Here is a 13,451-nt window from a genome sequence, read left to right on the forward strand (position 1 = left end):
ATGTATTGAGAGGCCTAGTGATGATCTATTGAGACTCAAATCCCGCTAGCCCGACATTTGTGACAGGACACCTACCAGGAAAGCTCCCTTCGTGGGCGGACTTGGATCTCGGTGAGCTGGGTGTCGTCGGTCGCCGTGATGGCGTCAATGATCGCTCGTGCCACAGTTGCGGGCTTGATCAGTTCTGACCGATCGACGTCGCCGGTGAACAATGGGGTGTCGGTCGGGCCCGGGAAGACTGACGTGACCCTGACCCCATTGCTTTCTTCTTCTTGCCGCAGCCCATTGGCCAGTGCACGTAGTGCGTGCTTGGTTGCTCCATAGAGCGTATTGCGGGGTAGGGGAGTGACCCCTGCACCAGAATTGACGAAGACAACCGTCCCTCGGTGCTGGCGCAGCTTGGGCAGTGCCTGGCGGACGAGTTCTGCTCCGGCGGTGACGTTGAGTGTGAAAGCTGAGTGCCAGTCTTCAGGCGTGGCTCTTTCCACGGACCCTATCGGTACAACACCGGCGGCATGGACTAACGCGTCGACACGGTCGGGAACCAGATCAGGGTATGGGAACCTGGTCAGATCTGCTGGTCGTGGTTCGACGCCAGGTGCTTCGGCCGCTAGCTGCTTCAGGCTGTCTTCGCTCCGAGCGATGGCGATGACCCGCCACTCCAACCCTGCCAATTGACGTGCGACCTCGCGACCAATGCCGCTGCTGGCCCCGGTGACCAGTGCCGTCTTATGTGCTGGACCTTCTGTATGTGTTGCCATATTGAATTCTCCTCCTCGATGGTGGGCGCATCTGCAGCAGACCCCACGGACAACGTTTCTCTGGTCCGCTCCAGACAATGTACTAGGAGCCCAGGCGGCGCGACATCACTGCGCATCGCGCTGGACCACTGGAATCTCCACCCCAACACTGGGTGCACCGCATCTCCCGCTTCCTGACAGCAATTCTTCGCAGTAGCAATACAGTGCTTGCTATTTACAAGTAAAGAGTGGTAAAAACAGTGTATGCGTAGTTACAGTGATGCGTGCGGAATCACACGGGCCCTGGATGTGATTGGTGAGCGTTGGGCGCTTCCCGTGGTGCGCGAGCTCATCTTCGGCCCGCGTCGCTACTCCGATCTGGCTGCGGCTCTGCCGGGGGTGAGCACCAACATCTTGGGTAGCCGGCTCAAAGAGCTCGTCGGTGCCGGAGTCATATACAAAAGGCGCCTGAGTCCGCCTGCTGCGGCCACTGTCTATCAGCTCACCCCCTGGGGTGCCGAACTCGAACCGATACTGATCTCCCTGGGCCGCTGGGCTGCCCATACTCCGGTTGAGTTGGAGGAACAGTCATTCAGCGCCTCGTCGTTTGCGCTGTCACTGAGGACCACTTTCGATGCCCAGGCTGCCCGTGAGGCGCACCTGCACCTGAAGTTCCTCATGGGTGAGGACATATTTGATGCCCGAATCCACCAAGCATCGTTCAGCATCGGCAGGATCCCCGAGCAGGGAGGAGGCACGCCGGACGCCGGTCACTCTGCAGGATCCGCTGCCACCAGCGTCCACGCCGATCCAAAAACCCTTGCGGCCATCGTCTATGGAGGGCTCGATCCTGCGGAGGCGAGCCGAGAAACCCATGTGCACATTGATGGCTCACCGGCTACGGTCACCGCCTTCGCCCACTGTTTTACACTGCCAACACCTCCGATGGGAGCCCCCGCATGAGCAACGTCATTGCCGATATCTCCATGTCTCTGGACGGCTTTGTCACTGGCCCTGACCCGGACCTCGAACACGGCTTGGGGCGGGGCGGGGAGGCGGTCCAACAGTGGGTCTTCGCCTCCAACGAGTCCCCTGAGGATCGCGCGTTCCTCGAGCAGGCGGAAGGCTCGACCGGTGCGGTCATCATGGGTCGGCGCACCTTCGACTTCGTAGATGGTCCCAACGGCTGGAATCAAGACATCAACTACGCCTACGACCACCCCACCACGGCCATGCCGCCGATCTTCGTCCTTACGCACCACGTACCGTCGCAGACCAGGCACACTCAGGGATTCACCTTCATCAGGGACGGCATCGAGTCGGCCGTCTCCCAAGCGCGGGAGGCTGCGGTGGAGAAAGAGGTGGTCATTATGGGCGGTGGCGAGACCATCGCTCGGGCAATTGCCGCCGGGTTGGTCGACATGGTGCGCGTGCACCTTTCGCCGGTGCTGATGGGAGCCGGGACCAGTCTTTTTGCGCTCATCGACCAGCAGATCCAAATGACCCAGGTCGACGTCGTGGTCACCCCTAATGCCACACACCTCACCTATCAGATCGAGACGACAAGAAAGACGTAGTGATGAAACTGAGCGTCAACTTATTCATGACCCTCGACGGGGTCTCGCAATCACCGGGAAGCCCAGAGGAGGATCCGCGAGGAGGCTTCGCCAGGGGCGGGTGGCTCATGCCCGTGTTCGACGAAGGCTGCGGTCGGGCCGTCGACGAGTGGTACTCACATACCTCGGCGCTGCTTCTTGGGCGCACCACCTACAACGCCTTCATCAGTCACTGGCCCCAGGTTACCGATCCGGAGGACCGGGTGGCCTCCCAAATCAATCAGAGAACAAAATATGTTGTCACCTCCTCCCCAGTGGACGAAGTGTGGGCAGATACCACCACCGCGCTCGGAGAAGACTTCCTTGACCGAGTTCGTGAACTGAAGACCCATCCCGGGGATGAGCTTCAAGTGCACGGAAGCATCCAACTAGCGCGCACCCTCCAGCAGGCGGGCCTGGTCGATATCTACCGATTCCTCATCGCCCCAGTCATGGTCGGTGAGGGATCCAGCGTCTTCGGATCCACTAACCCAGCCAGCACGATGACAGTTACGAGCAGCACAGTCACGGCCAGTGGAGTTGTGGCCCTGGAACTAACCCCCGGAGAGTTTCGACAAGCAGCTGCGGTCGTCGAAAACGGCAGAGACAGTATCCAGCAATAGTAGGTCGCCCCTGCCGTCTACCCTCCATTCGTCACGTAAACACCCCGTTTGGCCCTTTGGATTAAGGAGATCCCAATGGCACTTCCACGAATCGTCGAATCCAGCGAATGGCATGCGTCGCTGAGCAAGCAGCACGCTAAGGAGAAGGCACTCACTCGCCAACTCGATGACCTTGCCGCGGATCGCCGCCGCCTGCCGATGGTCGAGTTGCCGCCCTATACACTCCGTGGTGGGCAGGGGGAGACCAGTCTGCTCGATGCCTTCGAAGGTCGTCGACAACTGATCACCTACCATTTTATGTGGAATCCCGGAGCTGAGGACCAGTGCAGCGGCTGCACGTGGTTCGCCAGTCACATCGCAACTCTGGAACCTCTCCATGCTAGGGACACGACCTTCGCCGTTGTGACGGTTGGCCCCTGGGAGGAAGCTGATGCCTATCGCGCGCGATTCGGGTGGACCATGCCCTGGTACTCGGCAGCCGAGAGTTCGTTCGGTGCCGACGTAGGGGCGGGCCGCGGACAAGGTTTTGCCCTCAACGTCTTCCTTCGCGAGGGCGAGCGAGTTTTCCGCACCTATTACACCACTGGCCGCGGAGCAGAACAGTTCACGAATACCTGGGCCCTGCTGGATCTGACACCATGGGGTCGCCAGGAAGCCTGGCAGGAGGTGCCCAGCGGGAGGCCGCAGGGCGACCCCTACACCTGGTGGCCAGAGCCCTCCGACTACGAAGCCGAGTACAAGCGGGCCCGTGAGATCAGGGCGGGGTGAGAACGGCCCACTGTCAGCAAGGCGTGCTCGCCGTCAATTCACGTGCTGTGGCTGGTTCAGCGGTAGCCTTCTCAGTATGGATGTGCTGTGCACCCAGCATCCGAATGACCAATTCGCACGCTCCACGAAAGAGGATCAGATGACCGTTATCGTGACCGCTGTTTTCCACCCGAAGGCTGGAAAGAAGGCTGAACTCGTTGAGGCTATGCGCACTGGTATTGAGGCTGTCCACCAAGAGGAAGGCTGCGAACTTTACGCCATCCACGATGCTGAGGATGGGACCGTCACCATGCTTGAGAAGTGGTCCTCAGTCAAGGCGCTGGATACCCATGGGAAAGGGGCGGCGGTGCGCCAGCTCTTGTCCGCCATCAGCCACCTGATTGAAGACTCACCTGTGGTCACCCGCATGTCGCCAATTCCCATGGGCACCTCCAAGCAGGGCGTGCTCTAAAGGGCCAGCGGACCTAAGAAATAATGCCCGCGATGTAGCCGACGAATATCAACAACAGCACCGCCACTCCAATGCTGCCAATGATGATGAGTGGCTTAGCACTGCTGGGCGACTTCGCCGGCGGTGCTCCGTGGCTCTGATCATCTGTGGTGCCAGCGTCCGGCGGGGTGTCGCCAGGACGGACACTGTTTCCAGCGTCGAGGCCTGGAGACTCTTCGGGGCCCGGTCCGGGCTCATTGTGGCGTTCGCTCATATCCCCATCGTACAAGGTGCCCCGGTTCTGACCAGCAGTTCTTCATCGTGGTCGATGCAGCGTGCAGTTCTGGACCGCTCTAGCGTGATCAGCCTGCGGCGGCGTATGGTCGTTTCATGTGCGGCAGATACGTTCAAGCGCGTGCTGGGGCAGACCTCGCAGCGGACCTCGGAGTTCATCTCGCTGAAGGCGTGGAAGTGCGTCCCTCATGGAACGTCGCACCCACTGCTGGCGTGCCGATAGTGGTGGAGCGCCTCGACGAGGATGAACTCCGCCGCGAGATCCACGTGGCCCGGTGGGGGCTCCTGCCGGGCTGGGCGAAAGATCCCAAGGATGCGTATAAGGCATTCAACGCCCGGAGCGAAACCGTCGTCGAAAAGCCCACTTTCGGCTCAGCGGTGAGATCCAAACGATGCGCGGTGCCGGCAGACGCCTATTACGAATGGTTGCCCGAGGGCAACCGCAAACGACCCCACGTGATCAGACCCGTGGATGGGCGACTGATTGCCTTCGCAGGGCTTTACGAATGGTGGAAAGACCCAAGCACCGGCGATTGGTTGCTCTCCACCACGATCCTTACCGGTCCATCGCCAGCGCCAGGAACCGGCGGAATCCTCGAGGACCTCTCGGCTTTGCATGAGAGGATGCCCCTGCCCCTCGGCCCTAAGCACTTCGGTGATTGGCTGAGTCCAGAGACACTGGAAAAGGACGACGCCGCCCTTCTCCTCACGCAGTTAAGGGCTGAGGCGCTCGAAGTCGCCTCGGGCTGGGAAATCTATGAGGTGGGCCGCGACGTCGGCAACGTCCGCAACAATTCGCCCGAGCTCTTGGAACCCCTACACCGCTAGGTCGAGTTTAGGAGTCGAAACTGGTCTCCGGTGTCGACTGTCCCACCGTGCTGATGATCTGCTCGGCAAGTTCCCGCAACTTGATATTGCGGTGGTTGGACGCTTTCTTCAGGATCTCCACAGCTTTCTCCTGGCTGCACCGATTCTGGCCCATGATGACGCCCACAGCGATGTCGATGGTGGTTCGTGACTCCATAGCGCGTCGACGATCCTCAGCGGTTTCTGAGTGCTCTGCAATGCGTAGAGCGATCGCTACTGTCGTAGAGGCGGTTTTGGCGTATTCCAGCGCGATGTCCAAGGCTTCGTCGGCGAAATCGCCCACCTGATAGGAGTAGAAGTTCATGGCAGCCGTTGCCGATGTGTTGATCTCTAACGGCACCGCCAGCACGCTCAGCGGGCCGTGGCGACGCACTTCCTCCATGTAGGGCGCCCAGCGCTTCTCATGCCGGACATCAGGGATCCTGATCACGGTTTCTGTGCGTTGGGCTTCCAGGCAGGGGCCCTCTCCGAAACCAGTTTGGGTTTCCTCCATTTGCTTCGCCTCAGCCGAACCACTCGCGACGACCATGTTCCGTCTTGGGCGTTCCAGCACGATTCCGCACCGCACAATTCGACCCATGGAGAGCCGTTGCTCAGCCAGGTGAGCCAACGAGTTCAATACCTCGACAATGTCGTGGTCCTCCATCAACAGTTCACTCAGCTCAGCCGAAAAGTCGCGCGTGCCGTGGAGAGTCTCCATTGCCGTCTCCGTTCTCCCCACTGGGAACGCCGGGTCTTCAGTCATAGGCCTGACTCTACGCTAGAGACCACCTCCACGCCCCCTGGCCAGCCGTGAGAGCTTTCTCCCAGTGTGACGATCTGGTACCGTAATTTTCTTAGCTCAAGCAGAGGGCTCTTGTCGATTCTCATCCAAGGGTAACTGTAACTAATGGAGCACTCATCCCAACTTTCTATCAGCCTCTCCGACGTGAACGGTCCTCTTCATCTCGTCGTATCGGGCCGTCTCACCTTGGAGAGCGCAAAAGCTCTGACTGCCGCTCTTGACCAAGGAATCCATCCAGCGGCCCGCCCAGACCTCACCCTGGACCTCCAGGATGCCGAACACATTGAACCCGCAGGACTCGCCGCGCTGCAGCTCTACCTCACTCAGGTCCGCCAAGCGCTGGGGCTCCCGGAACCCACCGTAGAGTTCCCGGTCCTGCCCCTAGAAGGAGAGAAGGTCCTGCCATGACATACGTCAGCGACCTGATGTCACCCATTACTAGCGTCATCTCCATGACCCAATCCGTAGCTGAAGCAGCTCAGTTGCTCAGTGGCGAGGACGATGCCGTGCTCGTGTTGGGGATGACCAATCAGCCTCGTGGGCTGATCACAGAGGCGGCGATCGCGCAGGTGGTCGCAGAGTACCCCGAGACGTGGCCTAAGAAACGCTGCGCATGCATCATTCCAGAAGAGCTGGAGTTCGTGAGACCGGACGACACGACTGACGACGTCATCCGGCTCTACCAAGATGGCGGACCCCGCCCCCTCACAGTCGTCGGAAACATCAATGCTGTCGGGATCCTGTACCCGGGCCCAGTGTTCGTGCAGACCCTGAGTCAGCCGGAATCTCGGATGAGCGGAAGCTCCGATTAGTCCAGCGAGTCAGTTCCTAAAAGAGGCGGTTGATTCGCGGAGGGCATCCACGGCCCGGTGGAGGTGATCCATCGGGATATCAGCTCCGAACGTGAAACGCACTGCAGTCTGCGCTTCGTCTGCAGAGAGTCCCATGGCGCTCAGCACCGGGCTGGGCTCATCGCTTCCGGCTGCGCAGGCCGAACCAGAAGAGCACCACACACCCCGTTGCTGCAGGTCCAGCAACAGGGACTCCCCGCTGCGCCCAGCAAACTGAAACGAGGCATGACCCGGCAACCGCTGAGTCGGGTGCCCTGTCAGCTGGGCACCCGGAACAGCGTCCTGCACCGCAGCTATGAAATGATCACGACGCCGCCCCCACCGCACCACATCGGACTGCGCGGCAGATTCCAGGGCCACGGCCATACCGACTGCGCCAGCGGCATTCTCCGTCCCGGAACGGCGCCCACGCTGCTGTCCACCGCCGTGAATCAGCGGCTCACAGCGGGTTCGGCGATGCACATACAGCACGCCTACTCCCTTAGGGGTGCCGAGCTTATGCCCGGCCAGGCTCAACGCCTGCACTCCCAGGTCGCCTACCTGCAGCGGCATCGCCCCAGCAGCCTGGACCGCGTCCGTATGGAATGGCACCCCGTACTCGGCCGTAACCGCGCTCAGAGTAGCAATGTCCTGCACTGTGCCGACCTCGCCATTGGCAGTCTGCACACTCACCAGGGTGGTGTCCTCGCGCAGGGCTGAACGCAGGGCATCTGGGCTCACCAGGCCCTCGGCGTCAACGGGTAGATGCTCCACAGTGAATCCCATTCGGCCCAGCCAGTCCGCCGGCGCCAGGACCGCTGGGTGCTCCACGGCAGAAACGAGCACGTGACGGCCACGCGGCGCTGCAAATGCAATACCTTTCACTGCTGCGTTGTCTGCTTCGGTCCCGCCCGAGGTGAAGACGATTTCTGCCGGACGAGCACCCAAGTTCTTCGCTACCCGCCGTCGGGCGTCCTCTACCGCACGCTCTGCTTCCAGACCCGGGTCATGCCGGCTGGCTGGATTGGCGAAGTAGGCGGTCATATACGGCCACATGGCCTCCAGCACTTCACGCCTCGGCGGGGCAGAGGCCGCCTCATCCAGATAGATCATGCGCCGACCTGAAAATCCAATCCCAGATCCAACGCCCGGGCGCTATGGGTCAGCGCGCCCACACTGATGACGTCAACACCGGTGCGCGCAATACCGGCCACTGTCTCCAGGGACACTCCGCCGGAGGCCTCCACGAGGGCGCGGCCGGCGATGAGTTCCACTGCCTGGACCATGTCATCGGGGGAGAAGTTGTCCACCATAATGGTGTCCGCTCCGCCCTCCAGGGCGGGAAGAATCTGCTCGACCCGGTCCACTTCCACCTCAATATGAGCAGTGTGCGGAAGCCGTGCCCTCGCGGTACGGATCGCCTCAGCCAGGCCAATCCCTTCCGCAGCGAGCGCCGCCAGGTGATTATCCTTGGCCATCACCGCATCAGAGAGACTGAACCGGTGGTTATGCCCACCACCGCAGCGCACGGCGTAACGTTCCAGGACCCGCAGGCCGGGCGTGGTCTTCCGGGTGTCGGCGATCCGGACACCGGTGCCTTCCACGGCTGCCACGAACTTGGCGGTGACAGTGGCGATTCCACACATGCGCTGTACCAGGTTCAATGCGATGCGTTCGCAGGTAAGGATCCCACGGGCGGGACCATGAAGCTGCGCCAGCAGGTCTCCTGCCGCAAACTCAGCCCCGTCAGCGACGTCCAGGTCCACGCTCACGCGGTCATCGACTGCCTGCATGGCCCGGGTGAACACCTGTCCACCGGAGAAGATCCCTGGCTCGCGGGCGCGCAGCTGTGCCTGAGCCTGAGCGGGCTTGGGCACGAAGGCTCCGGTGGTGAGATCCCCGAAGGGGACATCTTCGCTGAGCGCAATGTCGATCACCCGGTCGATCTGACCTGTGGAGGGCGCAGTAGCACCCATTAGTGTGCTCATTTCGGTGCGGCTGCCAGCATGCGGTCCAGGGCCACGCGGGCTGGCTCCGCAGTCTCGGGGGGAACGATGATCTGGTTCGGCGTCCGGCCTTCGACGATCTCATCCAAGACCCAGGCCAGATAGCCGGGGTGTATCCGGTACATAGTGGAACACGGGCAGATCACTGGGTCGAGGCAGAAGATGGTCCTATCGGGGTATTCAGCGGCGAGCCTGTTGACCAGGTTGATCTCTGTGCCGATGGCGATCACATCCCCTGGTGAGCTGGCAGCGACGTACTTTCTGATCGCATCCGTGGAGCCGGCGGCGTCGGCGGCGTCCACTACTGGCATCGGGGACTCCGGATGCACAATGACCCGGCATCCGGGGTAGTCGGCCCGGGCTTTGTCAATTTGGCGGACGGTGAAGCGCTTGTGCACCGAGCAGAACCCGTGCCAGAGCAGCACCTTGGCCTGCAGGAGGTCTTCTGCGCTGTTGCCTCCAAAGGATCGGCGTGGATTCCACATGGGCATCTGCTCCAGCGGAACTCCCATGGCCTTGGCCGTGTTGCGTCCCAAATGCTGGTCGGGAAAGAACAGCACACGGTGGGCCCTTTCGAACGCCCACTCCAATACGGCTGAGGCGTTGGAGGAGGTGCAGACGATCCCGCCGTGTCGGCCGCAGAAGGCCTTCAGTGCGGCGGAGGAGTTCATATAGGTCACCGGCAGGATCGGCAGCTTCCCGTCCGGACCTGGCACCGCATTCTCCGGGTCCACCCCGTAGACATCACAGATGTCTTCCCAAGCTGCCTCCACGGAGTCTTCATCGGCCATATCGGCCATTGAGCACCCGGCGGCGAGGTTGGGCAGGATGACCTTCTGGTGCTCTTCAGAAAGGATGTCGGCGGTCTCTGCCATGAAGTGCACACCGCAGAAGACAATGTGCTCGGCTTCCGGCTTGGAGAGCGCCGCCTTGGCCAGCTGATAGGAATCTCCGAGGAAATCCGCATGCTGGACCACCTCATCGCGTTGATAGAAGTGCCCAAGGATGACGAGTTTCTCTGCCAGGGCGGCTTTCGCCCGGCGAATCCGTTCATGCAGCTCTTCCTGTGACATCTCCCGATATGCCTGCGGCAACTGGCCTGAGCGGGTGGTGGCATCGGGGATGGGGTCTGCTTCTGAGGAACCGGGCCCATATCCAGGGTGCGGGTCGAACTCCCAGGGGCCTTCAGCGAGCTTCGTATTGCAGGACCTGGAAGGTGACAGTTCGATCTGTTCAGTCACAGACAGCGTCATGGGTTCTCCTCGATGGTGAGTGCGTAGCGGCTGCTCTTGGGTGCGGAGCGGTAGAGCTTGGGAGGGCGGTGTGCGGTGCCGGTCATCCGGCGGCCGGTGTCTTCCACAGTGCCCTGGGACAGGATCTGCCGCCGAAAATTCGACGGGTCCAGCGCGCGGTCGAGGATGGCTTCATAGACCCGGCGCAGGTCAGCCAATGAAAACTCATCAGGCAGGAAAGCATGCGCGATCGGGGAGTAGGTGACTTTGGCCCGCAGCCGGTCCACGGCGTAGCGGATGATCAGATCATGGTCGAATGCCAGTGGCCCCGGTATCTCCTCCACCGGATGCCATTCAACGTTCTCAGCGTCCACTACCTGGAGGTCCTCATCCTGGCGGACGAGCGCCCAGTAGACGATCGAGACCACCCGTTCGGGGGCTTCGGGAGATCGGTCGACGTCACCGAAGGCGTAGAGCTGCTCCAAATGCCGCGGCTGCACCTGTGTGGTGCGGTGCATGGTGCTCTTGGCTGCCTCCGCCAGGTCCAGCCCATTGTCCAAGGGTCCACCGGGCAGCGCCCACCGGTCTTTGAACGGCTCGCGGATGCGACGCACCAGAGGCATCCAAAGGGTGAACTCGCCAGTGTCCGGGTGCGGACGCAGCGAGAAGATCACGGTGGATACGGCCAGCACCATTCGCTGTTCCGGCTCTGCGGACATTTCACCATCCTGAGGTGGTCGAACCCCGAAGGGCTTCTGGTACAGATGACACTATCTCCCGTGACTTGTGGTCAGGTCAACCTGAAGCTCATAAGGGGCCGTTCCCTGTACTCTGGTGCGCATGGGCCACGTGTATCTCACCCGTCCGCTGGGCGACGTCGTAGAGCAGTTCCGGAAGCAGCTTCCAGATGAGCTGCGCACTCACTACACCGCAGCTGCTCCACCAACCCGCGAGGAGCTCGTTGAGTCCGTCAGCGGGGCTGAAGCTATCGTCAGTCTGGTGACCGACCGGATTGACGCCGAAGTGCTCGACGCCGCCGGGGATCAGCTGAAAGTTGTCTCCAACGTGGCAGTCGGGTACGACAACATTGACCTGGACGCTGCCGCCGAACGCGGGGTGCTCGTCACCAACACCCCCGGAGTCTTGGATGAGGCCGTCGCCGATCTGACCTTGGCGCTGATTTTGGCCACCACCCGGCGGGTAGCCGAAGGCGACCGATTCATCCGCACTGGCACCGAGTGGATCTGGAGTCCCGAGGGCTATGTAGGACTCGATGTATCGGCCGGAGCCACCCTCGGCATCGTTGGCCTGGGCCGGATCGGGATGGCAGTGGCCAAACGAGCTCAGGCCTTCGGCATGAACATCATCGCCACCGGGCGGCGGGCTCATGACGACGACGCCCGAAGCCTAGGCGTGAGCCCTGCGTCGTCGCTTAATGAGCTGCTCAGCGCCGCCGATATCGTCAGCCTGCACTGCCCGCTGACCGAAGACACTAAACACTTGATAGGTGCCCAGCAATTGGAGGCTATGAAGCCCGGCAGCTACCTGATCAACACTGCCCGCGGGCCCCTGGTGGATGAGGAAGCCCTCGCTGATGCGATCGATTCCGGGCATCTCGGCGGGGCGGGGTTGGACGTTCACGAGTTTGAACCGGCCACCAACCCGCGGCTTCGCACGTTGGACTCGGTGGTCATGCTTCCGCACATCGGCTCAGCCGGCGATGTCACGCGCAATGAGATGGCCTCCTTGGCGTTCCGCAACGTGGTCGCCGTGCTCAACGGGGAGAAGCCGCTCACCCCCGTAGGCTGAGCGCCTCGACGGACTACGTCTTGCCCTTGTATCGGGCGAGGGCGGCGTCGCGGAATTCTGAAAACCTGCCCTCAGTGATCGAGGTGCGGATATCAGCCACCAGCTGCACCGTGAAGTATTCGTTGTGGATCGTGCAGAGGGTGGAGTAGAGCATCTCCTTGGCCTTGAACAGGTGATGCAGATACGCCTTGGTGTAGTGCTGGCAGGTGTAGCACCCGCAGCCCTCTTGGATGGGGGAGAAGTCCTTCTTGAACTTTGCCTGCGGGATGTTGAAATACCCATCTGGGGTGTACACACGACCAGTGCGGGCCACCCGTGAGGGTTGGACGCAGTCGAACGTGTCCGCACCGTTCTCAATGGCGGTGAAGAAGTCCTCTGGCTCAGAGATGCCTAGTAGGTGCCGCGGCTTATTCTCCGGAAGCTCCTCGCTGACCCACCGCACAATGGTCCCCAGGTTCTCCTTCTCCAGGGCACCACCAATGCCGAAGCCGTCGAACTCCTGGCCGTCGACCATCATGGTGCCGAGGTCGCTGGCGGCCTTACGGCGGAGATCCTCATACTGCGCACCCTGCAGCACGCCGAACAGTGCCTGATATGGCTTGTGGCTGCGCTGTTCGGTGAGGTCACGGTGCGCGCTGAGGCAACGCTGAGCCCACAGCCGGGTCCGCTCCAACGACTCTTCCTGATAGGCGCGGGTGTTGAACAGGGTGGTGAGCTCGTCGAAGGCGAAGATGATGTCGGCACCGATCTCATGCTGCAGCCGCATCGAGATCTCTGGGGTGAAACGGTGCTTGGTGCCGTCGATATGGGACTTGAATGTCACACCGTCGTCGTCAACGAAAGCTCGGCGCTCATGCTCCTCAGACATCGCCTCATCATTGGTGACCCGACTGGCGTCCATCTGGATCACCTTCTTGAACCCCACGCCGAGGCTCATCACCTGGAAACCTCCGGAGTCGGTGAAGGTCGGGCCCGGCCAGTTCATGAACTTACCCAGCCCGCCGGCGGCGTCGAGCACGTCTGTGCCGGGCTGCAGGTTCAGGTGATAGGCATTCGCCAGCACAGCCTGAGTGCCGAGCTCGGCCATTTCCTCCGGGCGTACCGCTTTGACGGTCGCCTTGGTTGCCACCGGAATGAACGCTGGAGTTTGGATGACTCCGTGTGGGGTGGTGATGGTGCCGGTGCGGCCCAGGAACCCGTCAATCCGGTCATGGACTTCGAAGGCGAAGTCTCCCTGGACATGGTCGGGGGGCAGGGGCGACGGCGCGGGGACGGTTTGGGGGTCAAGCACCCAAGGATTCTACCGGTGCCACGGCAGAGCCCCGAGTCCCCATACACTGATGCGGTGCCAACCTTTGACCCCGAGCGGTGGGTAGACCGCGGTTACGAGATCCTGCCCGGGGCCATCCTGGCCTTTGTCGGAGCTGTCCTGGCCCACCGCTTTCTTGGTGAATGGCTTCCGGTTTCGAGCCT

General features: G+C 61.6%; 17 protein-coding genes. 9 read left to right on the plus strand and 8 right to left on the minus strand.

Annotated elements, in window-relative coordinates:
• Positions 1-71 precede the first annotated feature (71 nt).
• The gene (locus FH975_RS00330) at positions 72-761 is read right to left on the minus strand and encodes an SDR family oxidoreductase (RefSeq protein WP_162319575.1); all 690 of its coding nucleotides are present in this window, start codon (positions 759-761) and stop codon (positions 72-74) included.
• A 243-nt stretch (positions 762-1,004) separates the two neighbouring features.
• On the opposite strand from FH975_RS00330, the gene FH975_RS00335 reads away from it, so the two are divergent.
• From FH975_RS00335 to FH975_RS00355, 5 genes are all read left to right on the plus strand, one after another.
• Entirely contained in the window at positions 1,005-1,703 is a 699-nt protein-coding gene (locus FH975_RS00335) for a winged helix-turn-helix transcriptional regulator (RefSeq protein WP_162319576.1), read from the plus strand.
• Positions 1,700-2,317: a dihydrofolate reductase family protein gene (locus tag FH975_RS00340; protein ID WP_162319577.1), complete on the plus strand. Its 618-nt coding sequence runs from the start codon at positions 1,700-1,702 to the stop codon at positions 2,315-2,317. Before FH975_RS00335 ends, FH975_RS00340 begins: the two co-directional genes overlap by 4 nt.
• 2 nt (positions 2,318-2,319) lie before the next feature.
• Positions 2,320-2,958, plus strand: a complete 639-nt coding sequence (locus tag FH975_RS00345) for a dihydrofolate reductase family protein (RefSeq protein WP_162319578.1) — start codon at positions 2,320-2,322, stop codon at positions 2,956-2,958.
• 75 nt (positions 2,959-3,033) lie between these two features.
• A complete protein-coding gene (locus tag FH975_RS00350; protein ID WP_162319579.1) occupies positions 3,034-3,726 on the plus strand; it encodes a DUF899 family protein in 693 nt (230 codons plus the stop codon).
• A 139-nt stretch (positions 3,727-3,865) separates the two neighbouring features.
• Positions 3,866-4,177: a putative quinol monooxygenase gene (locus FH975_RS00355; protein WP_162319580.1), complete on the plus strand. Its 312-nt coding sequence runs from the start codon at positions 3,866-3,868 to the stop codon at positions 4,175-4,177.
• A gap of 13 nt (positions 4,178-4,190) precedes the next feature.
• Here FH975_RS00355 and FH975_RS00360 read toward each other — a convergent pair whose 3' ends face one another.
• On the minus strand, positions 4,191-4,430 hold the full coding sequence (locus FH975_RS00360) for a DUF6480 family protein (RefSeq protein ID WP_153077417.1): 240 nt from the start codon (positions 4,428-4,430) through the stop codon (positions 4,191-4,193).
• 116 nt (positions 4,431-4,546) lie between these two features.
• Here FH975_RS00360 and FH975_RS00365 point away from each other — a divergent pair, with 116 nt between their 5' ends.
• Entirely contained in the window at positions 4,547-5,278 is a 732-nt protein-coding gene (locus tag FH975_RS00365) for an SOS response-associated peptidase (RefSeq protein WP_162319581.1), read from the plus strand.
• 7 nt (positions 5,279-5,285) lie between these two features.
• Here the strand turns inward: FH975_RS00365 and FH975_RS00370 are convergent, their stop codons facing one another.
• Positions 5,286-6,062, minus strand: coding sequence for a GAF and ANTAR domain-containing protein (locus tag FH975_RS00370; protein WP_162319582.1), 777 nt, complete (start codon positions 6,060-6,062; stop codon positions 5,286-5,288).
• Between the two features lie 183 nt (positions 6,063-6,245).
• On the opposite strand from FH975_RS00370, the gene FH975_RS00375 reads away from it, so the two are divergent.
• Together FH975_RS00375 and FH975_RS00380 are read left to right on the plus strand one after the other, a co-directional pair.
• A complete protein-coding gene (locus FH975_RS00375) occupies positions 6,246-6,509 on the plus strand; it encodes an STAS domain-containing protein (protein ID WP_153077420.1) in 264 nt (87 codons plus the stop codon).
• A complete protein-coding gene (locus FH975_RS00380) occupies positions 6,506-6,913 on the plus strand; it encodes a CBS domain-containing protein (protein ID WP_162319583.1) in 408 nt (135 codons plus the stop codon). Before FH975_RS00375 ends, FH975_RS00380 begins: the two co-directional genes overlap by 4 nt.
• A 9-nt stretch (positions 6,914-6,922) precedes the next feature.
• Here FH975_RS00380 and FH975_RS00385 read toward each other — a convergent pair whose 3' ends face one another.
• From FH975_RS00385 to FH975_RS00400, 4 genes are read right to left on the minus strand one after another with little or no spacing between them, the layout of a single operon-like run.
• Positions 6,923-8,044, minus strand: coding sequence for a cysteine desulfurase family protein (locus FH975_RS00385; protein WP_162319584.1), 1,122 nt, complete (start codon positions 8,042-8,044; stop codon positions 6,923-6,925).
• Positions 8,041-8,907: a carboxylating nicotinate-nucleotide diphosphorylase gene (gene nadC / locus FH975_RS00390; protein ID WP_162319585.1), complete on the minus strand. Its 867-nt coding sequence runs from the start codon at positions 8,905-8,907 to the stop codon at positions 8,041-8,043. Before nadC ends, FH975_RS00385 begins: the two co-directional genes overlap by 4 nt.
• 8 nt (positions 8,908-8,915) lie before the next feature.
• The gene (gene nadA / locus FH975_RS00395) at positions 8,916-10,190 is read right to left on the minus strand and encodes a quinolinate synthase NadA (RefSeq protein ID WP_162319586.1); all 1,275 of its coding nucleotides are present in this window, start codon (positions 10,188-10,190) and stop codon (positions 8,916-8,918) included.
• Positions 10,187-10,888 (minus strand): NUDIX hydrolase, encoded by a 702-nt coding sequence (locus FH975_RS00400; protein ID WP_153077424.1) that lies wholly within the window; start codon positions 10,886-10,888, stop codon positions 10,187-10,189. Before FH975_RS00400 ends, nadA begins: the two co-directional genes overlap by 4 nt.
• Before the next feature lie 121 nt (positions 10,889-11,009).
• Here FH975_RS00400 and FH975_RS00405 point away from each other — a divergent pair, with 121 nt between their 5' ends.
• Positions 11,010-11,978: a 2-hydroxyacid dehydrogenase gene (locus tag FH975_RS00405; RefSeq protein ID WP_162319587.1), complete on the plus strand. Its 969-nt coding sequence runs from the start codon at positions 11,010-11,012 to the stop codon at positions 11,976-11,978.
• A 13-nt stretch (positions 11,979-11,991) separates the two neighbouring features.
• On the opposite strand, the gene tgt is transcribed toward FH975_RS00405, so the two are convergent.
• Positions 11,992-13,269 carry a tRNA guanosine(34) transglycosylase Tgt gene (tgt, locus tag FH975_RS00410; protein ID WP_407938599.1) on the minus strand — a complete coding sequence of 426 codons (1,278 nt, stop codon included), beginning with the start codon at positions 13,267-13,269 and terminating at the stop codon, positions 11,992-11,994.
• Between the last annotated feature and the right edge of the window lie 182 nt (positions 13,270-13,451).

This window comes from Nesterenkonia haasae, from assembly GCF_010119385.1.
GTDB lineage: Bacteria > Actinomycetota > Actinomycetes > Actinomycetales > Micrococcaceae > Nesterenkonia > Nesterenkonia haasae.

Excerpts from the sequence above, each read along its gene's own strand:
- FH975_RS00330 (WP_162319575.1), bottom strand. The coding sequence starts at position 761 with ATGGCAACACATACAGAAGGTCCAGCACATAAGACGGCACTGGTCACC.
- FH975_RS00335 (WP_162319576.1), top strand. The coding sequence starts at position 1,005 with ATGCGTAGTTACAGTGATGCGTGCGGAATCACACGGGCCCTGGATGTG.
- FH975_RS00340 (WP_162319577.1), top strand. The coding sequence starts at position 1,700 with ATGAGCAACGTCATTGCCGATATCTCCATGTCTCTGGACGGCTTTGTC.
- FH975_RS00345 (WP_162319578.1), top strand. The coding sequence starts at position 2,320 with ATGAAACTGAGCGTCAACTTATTCATGACCCTCGACGGGGTCTCGCAA.
- FH975_RS00350 (WP_162319579.1), top strand. The coding sequence starts at position 3,034 with ATGGCACTTCCACGAATCGTCGAATCCAGCGAATGGCATGCGTCGCTG.
- FH975_RS00355 (WP_162319580.1), top strand. The coding sequence starts at position 3,866 with ATGACCGTTATCGTGACCGCTGTTTTCCACCCGAAGGCTGGAAAGAAG.
- FH975_RS00360 (WP_153077417.1), bottom strand. The coding sequence starts at position 4,430 with ATGAGCGAACGCCACAATGAGCCCGGACCGGGCCCCGAAGAGTCTCCA.
- FH975_RS00365 (WP_162319581.1), top strand. The coding sequence starts at position 4,547 with ATGTGCGGCAGATACGTTCAAGCGCGTGCTGGGGCAGACCTCGCAGCG.
- FH975_RS00370 (WP_162319582.1), bottom strand. The coding sequence starts at position 6,062 with ATGACTGAAGACCCGGCGTTCCCAGTGGGGAGAACGGAGACGGCAATG.
- FH975_RS00380 (WP_162319583.1), top strand. The coding sequence starts at position 6,506 with ATGACATACGTCAGCGACCTGATGTCACCCATTACTAGCGTCATCTCC.
- FH975_RS00385 (WP_162319584.1), bottom strand. The coding sequence starts at position 8,044 with ATGATCTATCTGGATGAGGCGGCCTCTGCCCCGCCGAGGCGTGAAGTG.
- nadC (WP_162319585.1), bottom strand. The coding sequence starts at position 8,907 with ATGGGTGCTACTGCGCCCTCCACAGGTCAGATCGACCGGGTGATCGAC.
- nadA (WP_162319586.1), bottom strand. The coding sequence starts at position 10,190 with ATGACGCTGTCTGTGACTGAACAGATCGAACTGTCACCTTCCAGGTCC.
- FH975_RS00400 (WP_153077424.1), bottom strand. The coding sequence starts at position 10,888 with ATGTCCGCAGAGCCGGAACAGCGAATGGTGCTGGCCGTATCCACCGTG.
- FH975_RS00405 (WP_162319587.1), top strand. The coding sequence starts at position 11,010 with ATGGGCCACGTGTATCTCACCCGTCCGCTGGGCGACGTCGTAGAGCAG.